This window comes from Mycolicibacterium chubuense, assembly GCF_001044255.1.
In the GTDB taxonomy this organism is placed as follows: domain Bacteria; phylum Actinomycetota; class Actinomycetes; order Mycobacteriales; family Mycobacteriaceae; genus Mycobacterium; species Mycobacterium chubuense.
This window is the reverse complement of record NZ_JYNX01000078.1, coordinates 1-13,901: the sequence shown is the minus strand read 5'-3', so window position 1 is coordinate 13,901 and position 13,901 is coordinate 1. Positions and strand designations below refer to the sequence as shown.

Annotated in this window: 18 protein-coding genes and 1 pseudogene; 9 read left to right on the top strand and 10 right to left on the bottom strand. The window is 70.1% G+C overall.

The features are described from left to right. On the bottom strand, positions 1 to 1,157 hold a 1,157-nt coding region (locus tag MCHUDSM44219_RS31425), incomplete at its 3' end, for an EspA/EspE family type VII secretion system effector (protein ID WP_048421144.1). A gap of 332 nt (positions 1,158 to 1,489) precedes the next feature. Between MCHUDSM44219_RS31425 and MCHUDSM44219_RS25900 the strand changes: the two genes are divergently transcribed. Further along, positions 1,490 to 2,686: a MinD/ParA family ATP-binding protein gene (locus MCHUDSM44219_RS25900; RefSeq protein WP_048421143.1), complete on the top strand. Its 1,197-nt coding sequence runs from the start codon at positions 1,490 to 1,492 to the stop codon at positions 2,684 to 2,686. On the opposite strand, the gene MCHUDSM44219_RS25895 is transcribed toward MCHUDSM44219_RS25900, so the two are convergent. The 4 genes from MCHUDSM44219_RS25895 to MCHUDSM44219_RS25880 form a co-directional block, all read right to left on the bottom strand. Further along, positions 2,683 to 3,441: a class I SAM-dependent methyltransferase gene (locus tag MCHUDSM44219_RS25895; RefSeq protein ID WP_201778179.1), complete on the bottom strand. Its 759-nt coding sequence runs from the start codon at positions 3,439 to 3,441 to the stop codon at positions 2,683 to 2,685. The genes MCHUDSM44219_RS25900 and MCHUDSM44219_RS25895 overlap by 4 nt on opposite strands. Next, positions 3,438 to 4,442 carry a methylenetetrahydrofolate reductase C-terminal domain-containing protein gene (locus MCHUDSM44219_RS25890; protein ID WP_048421142.1) on the bottom strand — a complete coding sequence of 335 codons (1,005 nt, stop codon included), beginning with the start codon at positions 4,440 to 4,442 and terminating at the stop codon, positions 3,438 to 3,440. The genes MCHUDSM44219_RS25895 and MCHUDSM44219_RS25890 overlap by 4 nt, the downstream gene beginning before the upstream one ends. A 197-nt stretch (positions 4,443 to 4,639) precedes the next feature. Further along, positions 4,640 to 5,353 carry a PAS and ANTAR domain-containing protein gene (locus tag MCHUDSM44219_RS25885; RefSeq protein WP_048421141.1) on the bottom strand — a complete coding sequence of 238 codons (714 nt, stop codon included), beginning with the start codon at positions 5,351 to 5,353 and terminating at the stop codon, positions 4,640 to 4,642. An 85-nt stretch (positions 5,354 to 5,438) separates the two neighbouring features. After that, the gene (locus MCHUDSM44219_RS25880) at positions 5,439 to 6,170 is read right to left on the bottom strand and encodes a hypothetical protein (protein ID WP_048421140.1); all 732 of its coding nucleotides are present in this window, start codon (positions 6,168 to 6,170) and stop codon (positions 5,439 to 5,441) included. A 360-nt stretch (positions 6,171 to 6,530) separates the two neighbouring features. Between MCHUDSM44219_RS25880 and MCHUDSM44219_RS25875 the strand changes: the two genes are divergently transcribed. Next, positions 6,531 to 6,824, top strand: coding sequence for a WhiB family transcriptional regulator (locus MCHUDSM44219_RS25875; RefSeq protein WP_043403810.1), 294 nt, complete (start codon positions 6,531 to 6,533; stop codon positions 6,822 to 6,824). 136 nt (positions 6,825 to 6,960) lie between these two features. Here MCHUDSM44219_RS25875 and MCHUDSM44219_RS25870 read toward each other — a convergent pair whose 3' ends face one another. After that, the gene (locus MCHUDSM44219_RS25870; protein WP_082162405.1) at positions 6,961 to 7,668 is read right to left on the bottom strand and encodes a TetR/AcrR family transcriptional regulator C-terminal domain-containing protein; all 708 of its coding nucleotides are present in this window, start codon (positions 7,666 to 7,668) and stop codon (positions 6,961 to 6,963) included. 86 nt (positions 7,669 to 7,754) lie between these two features. Here MCHUDSM44219_RS25870 and MCHUDSM44219_RS25865 point away from each other — a divergent pair, with 86 nt between their 5' ends. Next, complete coding sequence (locus MCHUDSM44219_RS25865) at positions 7,755 to 8,096, top strand: hypothetical protein (RefSeq protein ID WP_048421138.1); 342 nt, start codon at positions 7,755 to 7,757, stop codon at positions 8,094 to 8,096. Between the two features lie 8 nt (positions 8,097 to 8,104). Here the strand turns inward: MCHUDSM44219_RS25865 and MCHUDSM44219_RS25860 are convergent, their stop codons facing one another. Together MCHUDSM44219_RS25860 and MCHUDSM44219_RS25855 are read right to left on the bottom strand one after the other, a co-directional pair. Then, entirely contained in the window at positions 8,105 to 9,649 is a 1,545-nt protein-coding gene (locus MCHUDSM44219_RS25860) for an acyl-CoA carboxylase subunit beta (RefSeq protein ID WP_048421137.1), read from the bottom strand. Further along, positions 9,642 to 9,911: a DivIVA domain-containing protein gene (locus MCHUDSM44219_RS25855; RefSeq protein WP_048421136.1), complete on the bottom strand. Its 270-nt coding sequence runs from the start codon at positions 9,909 to 9,911 to the stop codon at positions 9,642 to 9,644. Before MCHUDSM44219_RS25855 ends, MCHUDSM44219_RS25860 begins: the two co-directional genes overlap by 8 nt. A gap of 81 nt (positions 9,912 to 9,992) precedes the next feature. On the opposite strand from MCHUDSM44219_RS25855, the gene MCHUDSM44219_RS25850 reads away from it, so the two are divergent. From MCHUDSM44219_RS25850 to MCHUDSM44219_RS31415, 5 genes and pseudogenes are all read left to right on the top strand, one after another. Next, positions 9,993 to 10,451 (top strand): EVE domain-containing protein, encoded by a 459-nt coding sequence (locus tag MCHUDSM44219_RS25850; protein ID WP_048421135.1) that lies wholly within the window; start codon positions 9,993 to 9,995, stop codon positions 10,449 to 10,451. Beyond that, positions 10,448 to 11,413: a pirin family protein gene (locus tag MCHUDSM44219_RS25845; RefSeq protein WP_048421134.1), complete on the top strand. Its 966-nt coding sequence runs from the start codon at positions 10,448 to 10,450 to the stop codon at positions 11,411 to 11,413. Before MCHUDSM44219_RS25850 ends, MCHUDSM44219_RS25845 begins: the two co-directional genes overlap by 4 nt. Before the next feature lie 7 nt (positions 11,414 to 11,420). Further along, the gene (locus tag MCHUDSM44219_RS25840; protein ID WP_048421133.1) at positions 11,421 to 11,723 is read left to right on the top strand and encodes a GNAT family N-acetyltransferase; all 303 of its coding nucleotides are present in this window, start codon (positions 11,421 to 11,423) and stop codon (positions 11,721 to 11,723) included. After that, positions 11,720 to 11,906: pseudogene (locus MCHUDSM44219_RS31420) on the top strand (GNAT family N-acetyltransferase); the annotation flags it as partial. The gene MCHUDSM44219_RS25840 and the pseudogene MCHUDSM44219_RS31420, both read left to right, overlap by 4 nt. Before the next feature lies 1 nt (position 11,907). Next, the coding region (locus MCHUDSM44219_RS31415; RefSeq protein ID WP_236695588.1) for an N-acetyltransferase at positions 11,908 to 12,070 on the top strand (163 nt) is incomplete at its 5' end. A gap of 16 nt (positions 12,071 to 12,086) precedes the next feature. Here the strand turns inward: MCHUDSM44219_RS31415 and MCHUDSM44219_RS25830 are convergent. Further along, positions 12,087 to 12,584 carry a pyridoxamine 5'-phosphate oxidase family protein gene (locus tag MCHUDSM44219_RS25830; RefSeq protein ID WP_048421146.1) on the bottom strand — a complete coding sequence of 166 codons (498 nt, stop codon included), beginning with the start codon at positions 12,582 to 12,584 and terminating at the stop codon, positions 12,087 to 12,089. A gap of 214 nt (positions 12,585 to 12,798) precedes the next feature. Between MCHUDSM44219_RS25830 and MCHUDSM44219_RS25825 the strand changes: the two genes are divergently transcribed. After that, positions 12,799 to 13,011: a DUF3072 domain-containing protein gene (locus MCHUDSM44219_RS25825; protein WP_048421131.1), complete on the top strand. Its 213-nt coding sequence runs from the start codon at positions 12,799 to 12,801 to the stop codon at positions 13,009 to 13,011. A 7-nt stretch (positions 13,012 to 13,018) separates the two neighbouring features. Here MCHUDSM44219_RS25825 and MCHUDSM44219_RS25820 read toward each other — a convergent pair whose 3' ends face one another. After that, entirely contained in the window at positions 13,019 to 13,639 is a 621-nt protein-coding gene (locus MCHUDSM44219_RS25820) for a hypothetical protein (protein ID WP_053081392.1), read from the bottom strand. Positions 13,640 to 13,901: the final 262 nt, after the last annotated feature.

Sequence of the window (13,901 nt, the reverse complement as noted above, 5' to 3'; positions counted from 1 at the left end):
TCGGGCACCTCCAGCTGGGATCCTGCGGTCGAGGCGTGCGTCATCGCGCCGGGGTACTCGATCAGGGACTCCACCCCGCCGAGCGATTCGGCGAGGATGAAGATCTCGGTGCGGTCTTCGTCGGTCGTCGCCGTCTCGCCGTCCGGTGCGACGTCGGTCGACTCGGCAGCCCGCGCCGACGTCGTCGTCGACAGTGCCTGGCCCGCCGCGCTGACGACTCCGGTCAGCGCCGCGGCAATCGGCGCCACCGCGGAGCCGATCGCGCCGCCCACCGCACCGAACACCGACGACATTGCGGCCATCGGATCCCCGGCGGCGGGCGAGGGCGCAGCTTGTCCGGCGGTCGCGGCCTCGGCGGCCGGAGCCGGCGCGCACTGCATCACGGGTGGTTCAGACGGTGCCGGGGCGGGCGACGCTCCCCCGACGGACGGCCCCGGCTCGGGGGCGGGCCCGGACGGCCGGCCGGGGGTCGGCTCCGAGACCGGGCGGCGCTCCTCCTCGTCCGAGGACGACGTGGGCTTGTCGGGCTGCGGCGGTGGCGCCGCCTTCCGCGTCAACGCCGAGTACTCCTCGGCGAGCCGGCGCAGCTCGGCCGCGTTCTCACCGGTCTCGGACGCCAGGTTGGCGAGCTCGGTGGTGCTGACCAGGAGAGCGGTGTTGACGGCAGTCATCTCGACAGCAGCCTTGAGCGCCTTCCCCACCCCGGGGATGAGGGCCAGCGACCATGTGGCGTAGCCGAGTTTGGACAGATGATCGGACTGGTCGTCGAGCTTGCCGCGGTGGTAGTCGACCTGGAAAGCCTCCCGTGCGACGACCGTCTGCACGTCGCGATCCAGCACAGCCAGCGACACGGCGGACCCGGACTGCCGGCGGTTCGCGGAGGCGTATGTCCACGAACCTGCGCCGGCCCAGTCGTCCCGGGGGTACGCCGAGTCGACAGTCTGGCCCGCGTCGGTGAAGCCGGAGGCGCCGCGCCCGAATGCCTCGCCGGGGTCGGGCCGACCCCACCCGGTGGTCAACCGCATCCCGGCGATCAGCAGCTGGCCTGCATCGAGGATCTCCGAGCCGGACGACGCCGTTCGCGCCCGCGCGCCGGCATTGCCGAAAGCGCCACCGAGGACTTTGCCGAACCCGCCGGCATCATCGGACATCTCCACGCTTGATCACCCCTTCCCGCTGGGAGCCTACCAGCGGGTCACCCCCTGCCCTCTCACCAATTTCGGGGGTCGAGGACCCACGAAGCGGTGGGAGATGGCCGCCACCAGCTACTAGTAAGAGTGGTACGAGCAGGTTTTTCTCCGTTAAGGCAAACTGGCGAGGCTGGGTGGCCACCGAGGTCGTCGCTGACGGGGTCGGAGCCGGCTGCACCACCGACTGGCCGATTCCCAGTCAGTTGACCGGTCAAGGACACAGACCCGGGATGTCTTTGCTCCGGGGGTCGCCCCGTACGCTGAGGCCCTGCACGATGGCACCGGCGAGGAGACGCGTTGTGACGGACCGCGATGAGACACTGCGGGGCGAATCGGGGTGGACGGACTCGGGGACCCCTCCCACGGGTCAGTCCCCCGTCGTGCCGTCCCGCCCGCCGATCGACGCGAGCCCGACGCAAGTCCTGAGGCCCGGCGCGCCGGTACGACCACCCGCGTGGCCGCCGGCGGGACGCCCGACGCCGCCGCCCGGCCCCTGGCCGCCCCGGCCTCATGAACCCGACACCGCCGGGCTGCCGGCCCAGCCTGGGTCGTACGCCGAGCGCATCCGCCCGGCCGACCTCGTTCCGGTGCGCAAGCCCACGCCCGGCCGGGGATGGCGGCGGGTTCTGTTCAAGGCCACGTTCGGTCTGATCAACCTCGGGCCCTCGCCGGCCGAACGCCGCATCGCCGGACTCGAGGCGGCGATTCGGGCGCCGCTGCGCGGGCACTTCAAAGTCGGCGTGATGGGCAAGGGCGGCGTCGGCAAGACCACGGTCTCGGCGTGCATCGGCTCGGTGTTCGCCGAACTCCGCCAGGACGATCGCGTGGTGGCCGTCGACGCCGATACGGCATTCGGCAAGTTGGGCAGCCGGGTGGATCCCCGTGCCCAAGGCTCGTTCTGGGAGCTCGCCGGCGATCAGCACCTCGAGACGTTCGCCGACGTCCGCAATCGGGTCGGCAGCAACGCCGCCGGACTGTTCGTGCTCGCCGGCGAAGCGACTCCCGCGCGCCGACGTGTGCTCGATCCGGCGATCTACCGCGAGGCGACGGCTCGACTTGACCGCCACTTCACGATCTCCGTCGTCGACTGCAGTTCGACCATGGACTCCCCGGTGACCCAGGAGGCGCTGCGCGATCTCGACGCGCTCGTCGTGGTGTCCTCCCCGTGGATCGACGGCGCGGCGGCCGCCGGTCAGACGCTGGACTGGCTCGCCGCGCGCGGCTTCAACGGCCTGCTGCACCGCACGGTGGTGGTGCTCAACGACTCCGACGGTCACGCGGACAAGCGCACGAAAACCGTCCTGGCACAACAGTTCTCCGGACACGGCCAGCTGATCGTGGAGGTGCCGTTCGACGGTGGCCTCCGACCGGGCGGCGTGATCGACGGGACCCGGGACCTGTCGCCGGCCTCGAGGGTCAAGTTCCTCGAGATCTGCGCGGCACTGGCCGCGCACTTCCCGCACGACCCCGGCCGGCCCGAGGGTTTCCGGCCCTAGGACAGCCGCAGACTCAGCACCTCGCCGAAGATCCGCCCGTCGGCGAGCAGGTCGCCCATCTGCCCGGACTGCCGCTCCGCCACCTGCCAGGCCGCGTCGTCGCCGTACCGGCGCTCCAGTTCCTCGTCGACTCGGTCGACCCGGTCCTGCCACTCCCCGGGCATCTCAGGCAGATCAGAGGTGCGCAGCCGGGAGACCACGGTCAGCCCGGCGGCGGCCACCGCGTCGCCCAGCGAGCCCGGCGTCGGGAAGTGGTTGCCCTCCGGTGTCTCGTCATCGGTCAGCGGTGTGCGCGCGACGAAGACCAGCAGGCCGATCCGGCCGGGCGGACGCACCACCCGGCGCAGTTCGCGCAGCACCGCGTCGTGGTCGGGTGTCGTGCACACCACACCCAGGCACCAGGCCGCGTCGACGGAGACATCGGCGAACGGCAACGCGTCGGCACTGCCTTGCACCGTCGGGAAACCGAAGAGCGACCGCGCGGCGCGGCACGCACCCGCCTCCGGCTCAACCAACAGCGGTGTGACCGGTTGCCGACCGACGGCGTAGGCCGCAGGCCCGCCGACCCCGGCGCCGCAGTCGAGCAACGTCTTCCCGCGACGCAGGTCGAGTTCGCCGATCAGCCAATCGAGGGCGGCCGGATTGCCGCTGCCCCGGCACCCGGCCGGCACGTGGTACGGCGGTCCCAGATCGCGAGCGACCGCCGCCGTCCATTCGGCCACGGTGTCGAACTCGGCGGACATCGCGTCACTCACAGCGCCTCCCTCCCCCGTCGGATCCGTCGTCCGACTTCAGCCTTGATCTCGGCTCCGGCCCGCGCTCCCGCCGCCGACGCCAGCCCCGACACGTTGACCCCGTCGACGCCGTCGATGGCCAGCAGCGCCCGGGCCTCTGCGACGGCGGCCTCGATGCCCGCCTCCACCGGATCGGACGCGCCGAGGATGCTGTCGACCACGGCGGGGTCCACCCCCAGCCCGGGCAGGCCCTGGAGCACGGCCGCCGAGAGCTGGTCGGTGATCACCGCGACGGCTGCCAGCACGGGGATCGCCAGCCCGGCCGCACGCGCGGCCGCCATGAAGTCGGCCACCACCGTGGGTGCGGACATGTGGTTGAGCACGGCGATGCCCGCACCGGCCCGCTGCTTCTGCACCAGACGCAGCGGCCGCCCCGAAATCGGTGGCGCCGAGGGTGTTTCAGGCACAGCGGCGGTGATCCCCAGTGCTGCCGCCAACGCCACCAGGCGCGGACCGTCGAGGTCGAACGTCTGCGTGACATCGGGGCGCACATCGTAGGCGCGCCCGTCGCCGGTCACGCACAGCACCGTCTGCACGCCGGTCAGGGCCAGCCCGCGCAACTCCTGTTCGAGCACCACGCGATTGCGATCGCGGCACGACAGCGTGATCCAGGGCTGCACCCCGGCGTCGAGGAGCAGGCGGCCCATCAGTGTGGGCGGGAAATCCGGCCGGTTCTGGTGTTCGCCGACCAGCACCGCATCACAGGAGTCGGCCAGTGCGTCCGCGGTGGCCGCCAGGTCGGCGGCGTCGAACGGACGGCAGCTGAAGTCGGTGAGAATCAGCGGCGCCGTCACGCGCGGCACTTCGGCCGTGGCACCATCCCACAGCACGGTCTCGGGAAACACGCACGGCCCGGTCCGCATCTCGCACTGGCCGTCGGGCCTGACCCCGCCGCAGGGGCCGAACCGCATGTGTTTCGGACAGCCGTCCGCGTCCTGCTCCGCTGCCAGCTCCGCCGTCATCCCACCTCCGTGTTGTCGGAGCATCGTGCCCCGCCCCGGGCGCAACCAAACGCAAGACGCCGGGGGCCTTTAGCCGTACGGAGTGGACCTTTGGCCCCATCGGCGGCGCCGGGAGCGTCCCTAGGCTCGGAGGAAGCGTTGAACGGGACGGTTGCCTCTGGTTCGGCGTCAGGCGAAAACCGGAGGCAACTCCGCCGTTAAGAAGCAGCGCCGGCCCTGTTCTCGCCGCTCGCCCCCGCGTCCTGTGTACCGGAGGGCAACCGCCGATGAGCGGTCATCAGCACACCGTCGTACACCTCCCGCGTCGGCAGCGCACCATCGTTCTGCAGCGCGCGGAAGTCGATCAGAATCTGCTCGGCGAGCAGTCGCAACTTCACGTTCGCCTGTTGCGAGCGCCACCGCAGCAGGTCGAACGCGGCGGCGGCGTCGATCCCGTAGACCACCATCAGCATGCCTTTGGCCTGCTCGATGGCCGCGCGGTGCTCGGCGAACTCGGCGACCTGGGCCGACATCTCGCTGCGCCGGTCTTCTTCGTAGGCGGTCAGGTCCACGTAGAAGCCATCACTTCCCACCACCCGGCCGGTGTCGTCACGCAGCTGGTTGCCGACCACGATCACGTGATGGATGCGGCCGTGCACATCCCGGATGCGGTGCCGCGAGCTGAACGCCGCCCGGGTTTCGCGGATCCGCTCCATGAGCGCGGTCATCTGGGCGCGGTCGGCGGGATGCTTGTGACTGAGCACCAGTTCGGTGGTGGGGACGACGGTGCCGGGCTGATAGCCGTGGATCTGCGCCACCTCGTCGGACCACTCCCACCGGTCTTCGTCGAAGTGGTAACGCACCCAGCCGATCCTCGGCGCCGCGGACCCGGCGTCGCCACCGACGCCTGTGGCGCCGTCAGGTGTCGGCACTGATGGGCTCCCCCACGTCCTCGAGTTGCAGTTAACTCCCAAAATACCGACACGCCTGCGCACGGCGGATCCGATCGCAGCGAACTCACGTGATCTGCGCGATCAGCGCCTCGATGGCCTCGGCGTCCTCCGCTGCCACCGGTTCACCGGCTTCGGCCTGCGCCACCGCGTGCTCGGCGACGCCTGCCGCCTGCGCGGTTTCCGGAACGGTCAGGTTCGCGCCGCGGCGCGCGGCGTAGAGCCGCTGTCCGAGGGTGGCATCGGGGGCCTGCGCAGCCCGCATCATCACGTCGTCGTACAGGCCGCGCACCGCACCGAGCGCCTTGATCAAGGCGGGGGTCACGCGGCCGATCCGCGCCGCCCGAGCCGCGACGGCTTCCAGCTGTCGCAGATCGGCCAGCATCGCGGTGATCCGGGGCATGAAGGTCGGGTCGTCGACGGGGGGCAGCGACGCCACCGTGGTCGACATCGTGCTCACCGCGGGGACGACGGCCTGAGCGATCAGGGACGCCTCGTCGCCGGCCCCGGGGGGCACCGCCGGCGGGCGCGGCCGGTCGGCCTGCCCGGTGCGCAGCCGTTCGATGGTTCCGGACGGCCATTGCAGCACTTCTTCGAGCTTGGCCCGGGTGCGCTGCCGCGGCCAGCTCCTGCCCTTTTCGAAAGCGATCAGCGCACCGGCGTTGATGATGCCCTCGGCGGCCAGGCGGCGCTGGCTGATGTCGAGTTCGCGGCGCCGCGCCGCTGCTGCGGCCCCGGCCCTGACCATCCCGGGATCGGGCGCGTCGGTCGATTCCGCGATCGACTCCGCGTTGATCATGTGCCGGGGATTCCTCGTGTGTGGTCGGGGTCCGCGAGGGCGGACGGATCGTAGCGAGCGGGGCGGGTACCGCGACGACTCGGAGGTGACTGCGCAACGGTTCGACGTCAAAACTACACCGTCGGGACAGCCACAACCGCATCAACGCTACATCTTTTTGATGACGTCCGGTGTGCTGCTGCCACGCAGACAACGTGCAGTTCGAAGCCTGTTTTGCAGCCTGCCACCGCCATCGTCGGATGGCGCCTCAGGTCACTTCGCAACAGTTCGCGCACACAAACTGTTGCATCGCTACGGTTTGTCGGTTAGCTTTCCTCCCATCGCGGCGGATGCGCCGCCCAGGCACAGAGGAGCTACCCGATGAACGCAACCCCGTGGGACGAGACGCCGGTCGGCGAGTGCACCCGGGACCCCGACCGATGGACCACCACCGCGGACGACGAGGCGAAGGCCATCTGCCGTTCCTGCCCGCGCCGGTGGCTGTGCGCGAAGGAAGCCTGCGAGTCACCCCGCGCCGAGGGATTGTGGGCCGGCATCTACGTGCCCGAGGCCGGCCGCGGCCGCACCTTCGCTCTGCGCCAGCTCAAATCGCTGGCCGAGCAGAACGGCCAACGGGTCGGCGAGCGCCGGGTGTATTACGCCGAGATCGCGTGAGCGCCGGTCGGAATATCCCGGGTAGCCGCCCGGTTGACTGTGCTGGCGGTGCCGGGCATGCCCCGGGCTCCAACCCTTTCCGTCGCTACGAGCGACCACTCGCCGAGAGGCGCCATGACGGCACCGCCCCCCAACATCACGACGCGCTGCGCGGCGACGCGTCCAGCCCCCTCAGCATCAGCTGCAGTGAGGATTCGAACGACGACCGCAGCATCAGGGCTTGCAGGTGCGGCGCCGCGGCGGCCGCATGAGGAGCCTCGGCCTGAAGAACCCGGTCCCCGAGTTCCTGCCAGGCGGCGTTGTCACTGCTGCGGATGTCCGGGGACAACGAGAGGAACGCCGCCTCGAGCATCGCCTGCCCGAGGAGGAAGTCGCCCAGCGACCGGAATCGGTGGGCGGCCGTCGCGTCATCGAACCCGCCTTCGCGCAACAACCCGATGGTCAGTTCCACGACACGAATCTCGTTGTCCATACCGGTCGTTCGTGTCGCCACCGCGAAGCTGGTCTGCGGGAACTCGTTGACGTACACGCGGTACAGCGCACGCGCGAGGCCGGCCAGCGAGTCGATCCAGTGCTCGCTAGGCGACCAACTGTCCAGCGCGATACCGATCATCCGGTCCGCGACGGCGCGCAGCACGTCGTCGACACTGCCGAAGTAGCGGTACAGCGCCGACGCGTCCGCACCGACGGCCGCGGCGAGCGTTCGGGCGCTCATCCCTGCTGCACCGCGCTTCTCGATCAGGTTCACCGCTGCGTCGATGTACGCCTCGCGCGACAGATCTGTACCCGCGAGGGTACGACGCCGGCGTCGCCCGGCAGCGAGCCGGCGCCGAGGTTCAGCCATCCCCACCCCTTACGTCAACACCGTTGACTGTACGTACGTATTGCCAGAAGCTGGAACACCGCGGGACGAGACGGGGAAAGAGGGTCATGGGGGACAGCACGAAGGTCACCGTTCTACGCATCCGACGCATCGCCCACGACGGCGGCTACCTGACCTATGAGGTGGACGGGCGGGCTGCGGACGGGCAGATCGGCCGGTACACGTTCACCGGGAACGTCTTCGTCGGGCCGGTGGTGCTCACGGGCAACGACAAAGGTGCGCCCGCGAACGTGGTGGTCCACCATCCGCGCCGGTTCGGCGAGTTCGCGGCCGAGCAGTGGGTTCGCCGCTTCTTCGCCGAGTGGCAGGAACAGGACGCGCACACCGAGGACATCGCCGCGGTCACCGACGGCTGGTTGACCACCGGGTGGCAGGCGCGCTGCGGCTGATCAGCCGCTCACCACGTGTCGACGAACCGGCCGCCGCTGCGGTGCGGCCGACCCGCGGCAGTGAGTGTCGCTGCGATCACCGACCGGGTTTCCGCGGGGTCGATCACGTCATCGATCTCGAAGAGCATGGCTGCGTTGAGGGCGCGCGCATTGTCCTGCGCAACCGCGGTCACCTGCCGCACCCGGGCCTCGCGCTCCGCGTCGTCGGCGATCGCCTCCAGTTCCTTGCGCAGCCCGAGGCGGACCGCGCCCTCCAGACCCATCGGTCCCAGATGCGCACCCGGCCACGCCACCGTCAGCACCGGCTCGTGCAGGCTGCCGCCCGACATCGCTTGGGCGCCAAGGCCGTATCCCCGCCGGAGCACGACAGCGACCATCGGCACCCGAAGCGCTGCGCCGGCGACCAGCATCCGGGAAGCCCGGCGCACCAGCGACTCCGCTTCGGCGGCCGGGCCGACCATGTAGCCGGGGCAATCGATCAGTGACACCACCGGCAGTCCGAACGCGTCACACAGCTGCAGGAAGCGCGCCGCCTTGTCCGACGCCGCCGCGGTGATGGCCCCGGCCGTGAATCGGGTGTCGTTGGCGATCACCCCGACCGCGCGCCCCTCGATACGAACCAGCGCGGTCACCATCTCCCGCGCGAAGCGGGGACGCAGAAAAGTCACCGAGCCGTCGTCGGCAAGCGTCTCGATGACGGGCGCGACGTCGTAGGCGCGCCGCTCCCGTTCGGGCACCGCGGTGCGCAGCGCCGTCTGGTCACGCGCGGTCCACTGCGCGACGTCGCCGGTGAAGTAGCCGAGCAACCGCTTCGTCACGGCGACAGCCTCGGCTTCGTCGGCGACGACGACGTCGACGTTGCCGTTGGGTTCCTGAACGCTCATCGGGCCCACGGCGTCCGGCGGCACGTCACCCAGCCCGCCGCCGGCGATCATGGCCGGTCCTCCCATACCCAGTGAGGCGTCCTTGGTCGCGACGATCAGATCCGCGGTTCCCGCGATCACCGCATTGCCGGCGAAACAGCGGCCTTTCACCACGGCGATGCGAGGAACGACGCCGGAGAGCTTGGCCCACAACGCGAATGCGCGGGTGTCGAGCGCCGACACCACGGGGTAGTCGGTGTCCCCCGGCCTGCCACCCCCGCCCTCGGCGAAGAACACCGTGGGCAGCCGCATGCGGTCGATGAGCTCGAACAGGCGGTCCTTCTTCCGGTGCCCGAGTGCGCCCTGCGTTCCGGCGAGCACGGTGTAGTCGTAGGACAGGACCGCGCAGGCCTTGCCGTCGATGCGAGCGGTGCCGGCGACGAGTCCGTCGGCAGGCGTCCGGGCGATCAGGTCCTCGAGGTCCCGACGCATCCGCTGCGGGGCGATCGCGAACCGCCCGTATTCCACGAAGGAGCCCGGGTCGACCAAATCCGCGACGTTCTCCCGGGCGGTACGGCCCTGCGCGGCGTGCCGACGTTCGACCGCCTCGGGACGGGCGGCGTCCTCGGTCAGCGCGCGCCGGCGCAGCAGTTCGGCCAGATCGTCGCGGGACCCGTCGGACTCAGGCATCGAGGTCGGCGATGGCCGCGGCGATGTCGTCGAGTAACGCATCGACCTTCTGCTCGTCGAAGCCCCGCTTGCCGAAGGGTGGCTTGTTGAACCGCACCGCGCGCACGTCCTCGGCGGACAGGTGACCGCGGCCGTCGAGGCGGCGGGCCGCGAGCGCGACGAAATCCTGCACCGATTTCTCGTCGTATCCCCGCTTGCCCCAGGGCGGTTTCTCGAACGTGACGTTGCGCAGATCCTCAGCCGTCAGCTCGCCGTCGCCCATGGGCTCAGACTCTAGCCAGTTATCCACAGGGCCTGTGCACAGACGCGGCCGCGCGTCGGTGCCCGGGCATACCGTGCGGACATGACGAACTGGATCAACACGGTGAGCCGTGATCATGTGGAACGCGGGGTGCGCGGCCGCTTCACTCAGGCCAACCACGGCAAACCGCACATGCTGCGCAAGATGGCCAGAGGGGACTGGATCATCTTCTACTCACCCAAGACGGCCTACCCGGACGGCGCACCGCTGCAGGCGTTCACCGCCATCGGCCGCGTCGCCGATGACGAGCCGTATCAGGCGGAGGTGGCGCCGGAGGTCGTGCACTGGCGTCGCAATGTCGACTTCCTCGACTGTGCCGAGACGCCCATCCGGCCGTTGATCGACGAGCTCGGCTTCATCGAGGACAAGTCCCGATGGGGTTACAAGTTCCGGTTCGGGGTGTTCCGCATCGACGACCACGACCTGGAGGTCATCCGTGCCGCGATGGTCGACTCCGCGTCCGTCGGCCGAACCTCTGAGGAGACTACTGTGAGTCCATGAGCAACACCGACGCGGCGCCCTCCGAAGTCGACTGCGGCCCTTCGTCATTCACGGGGGTGCTGCATCCGCGGGAGGTGCCGCTGGGCGGTCCGCGGGCGATTCGGGTGCGGCGCACGCTGCCGCAGCGAGACCGGTCGCTGATCGGGGCGTGGTGCTTCGCCGACCACTACGGCCCGCACGACCTGCGTGGCGGGCCCGGCATGGATGTGCCTCCGCACCCGCACACCGGATTGCAGACGGTCAGCTGGTTGTTCAGCGGGCAGATCGAACACCGGGACAGCGGCGGGGTGCACGCCGTGGTGCGTCCCGGGGAGTTGAACCTGATGACCGCCGGGGCCGGCATCTGCCACTCCGAGGTGTCGATGGTCGACGCGCCTGTGCTGCACGGCGCGCAGCTGTGGGTCGCACTGCCCGGTTCCGACCGCGACACCGGCCGCGATTTCGCCCACCACGTGCCACGACCCCGCACCGTCGGGGGGCTGACGACACGGGTGTTTCTCGGCGAACTCGACGGCGTGCGCTCACCGGTGCACACCTTCACCCCGCTGTTGGGGGCGCAGCTCGATCTCGACGCCGGTGTCGAGGTGACGCTCGATGTGGACACCGCATTCGAGCACGGCGTGCTGGTCGACCAGGGCAGCGTCGAGGCGTGCGGCACCGCGCTCGCGATCGCCGACCTGGCCTACCAGGGCACCGGCCATGCCGCGCTGCATCTGGCCAATCGCGGCGACGGCCCGGCGCGGGTGCTGCTGCTCGGCGGGGTGCCGTTCACCGAGGAGCTCGTCATGTGGTGGAACTTCGTCGGCCGCAGCCACGAGGAGATCGTCGCGTTCCGCGAGCAGTGGCAGGGCCGGGACGCCCGCTTCGGGGACGTGACCGGCTACCGCGGCGATGTCATCCGGCTACCGGCTCCGCCGCTGCCGAACGCCACGTTGCGACCGCGGCCCACTCCGCGGGTATAGAGAACAGATGGCCAACGACAGAACCGGGGCGCCGACAGAGGTCGTCGCTGAACCGGACCGCTTCAGCATCTCCGTGGAGGGTCGCCCGGTGGGCTTCGCCGACTTCTACGATCGCGACGGTCGGCGGGTCTTCCCGCACACCGAGGTCGACCCACGGTTCCAGGGACGCGGGCTGGCCACCATTCTCGTTCGGGAGGCGCTGGAGGCGACCCGCGCCGCCGGTCTGCGCGTGGTGCCGCAGTGCTGGATGGTCGCCGAGTTCATCGACAAGAACCCCGAGTTCGCCGATCTGACAGGAGACCCCGCATGACCACCGACAAGACCGGCGCAGCGACCGAGGTCACCGCCGGAGCGGACCGGTTCACGATCTCGGTCGACGGACAGCAGGCCGGCTTCACCGAGTTCGTCGACCACGACGGCCAACGCATCTTTCCGCACACCGTCGTCGACGTCCTCGGAGAACTCCCAGCCACGCTCGGTCAGACGGGCGTCGNGACGATCCTCGTGCGGGAGGCCCTCGACGCCACCCGCGACGCCGGACTGCGGATCGTCCCGGTGTGCTCGATGGTCGCCGGATTCGTCGAGAAGAACCATGAATTCGACGACATCGTCGACCCCGTGACCACCGACGTGAAACGGGTGCTCGCGCGGCGCTGAGCGCACGCGACAGCCGCTACAGGTACTGCGCGGTGCTCCCCGAGACCGGCATCCCGCCCAGGCCCAGCTTGCGGTGATCCCAGCTGCGCATCCGGGACGGCACCACCCGCACGCAGATGCGGTTGTTCATCATCTGGTCGACGAACGGGCGCACCTCCTCGGTGTACGGGCCGGTGTAGCGCTCCCACACACTGATGCCGACCCGCAGGTTGGTGTCCGGATCGTCGTAGATCTCGGCAGTGCCGTCGATCGACACGCCCCGCAGGGTGTCGTAGGACAGACCGTCTTCGATCATCACGGTGATCGTCGGGTCGCGGCGCAGGTTGACGGCCTTCTGCGACTTGGCTTTGGTCTCGAACCAGATCTCGCCGTCGAGCACCGCGTACCACATCGCCACCAGGTGCGGCCGTCCGTTCGGCAGGACGGTCGCCATGGTGGCCGTGCGGCTGCGTTCGATGAACTCGGTGATCTCACCGTCGGTCATCACGATCTTCGCGCGTTCGTTCTTGCCCACGATCTGCGATCCTTCCAGGCCGCCCCACGGCGACTTCGGCGGGTCGATCCGTTTGATCATGGAGCACAGGGGAAAGGAACCATTGGGGGTAGCTACGGGGCGGCCGTAGTCCCAAGGCCTCGTCAGGGTTAAGCAACAGCCCGGCGGGGCCGCCTCATTCGCCAGGTTTCGAACACACGTGCGAGGGGCATCCCCGGTGCGGAGGTGAACGACGATGACAGACAACGAGAATCACGCACCGCAGGAGAACGCCGAGAAGGACCCGTCCCAGTGGGTCACCGGTGAAGAGCCCATGACGGGCCCGCAGCGCAGTTATCTGCACACCCTCGCCCAGGAGGCCGGTGCGGAGGTCCCCGAGGACGCGACGAAGGCGCAGGCGTCCGAACTGATCGACCAACTGCAACAGCAGACCGGTCGCGGCAACTGAAGCCGGGTCAGTAGAAGAGCACCGGTGGCAGCGGGCGCAGACCGCCACCACTGGTGCTTCCCGCGAAGCGGATCCGCCCGTCGTGTGATCCGGTGAGACGGAGCGTCCCGATGCGACGGAACTGGCCCACCGGCGGGCTGATCATGAAGCTCACCTCGCTGCCCGCTGCGAACCGCAGGTCGCGGCCGGTGGTGTTGGGGCGTGCGCCGAACAGAATCGGTTGCAGCCCAGCCAGATACAGCCACAGCGAGGAGTAGAGCGGGGCCACCGGGTCGCTCGGGAGCACCGCGTGGTGCAGCGGTGCGCCGTCGCCCGACGATGCCAGCAGGAAGTCCTGGTCGCGGCCGGCCCCGTAGACGTCGCACAGCTTGATGCACAGCTTGCGCGGGGCGGGGGCGCGGTCATCGGGACCGGCCTGCACCAGGGCGCGGTGGGTCACACCGGGACGCAGCGCCCGCACCGAAGGGACCGCTGCGGTGGCGTCGATGGTGAGAGTGGCCTCGAAGGTATCGCCGGGCGCACTGAACACGTCTCCGGCGTACCCGATGACCGCGGTGGCGGTGTCCCGTACCGCGCGGGCACCGGCGAGCAGGTCGGCCGGATCGGCGATGCGCATGCCCTTCTTCATACCCGGTACGCCGGTTGCCCATGAGTGTGCCCTCGCGGAGAGGCGCGGGCGCCGCGCATCTGTGTCACGATCGACAGGTGGGGTGTGCAATTCGTTCGATCCGTTCTTTCCGTGTCGCCGCGGCCGTTGCCGTGAACCTGGTGTTCGCATCGTTGGCCATGCCGTCGGCGCTGGCCCAGCCGCCGGCGCCCGCGCCGAACCTGCCCGGTCCGCCGCCGGAGGTGCCGGCCCCGCCGCCTCTTCCGGCCGCGCCGGGAGCACC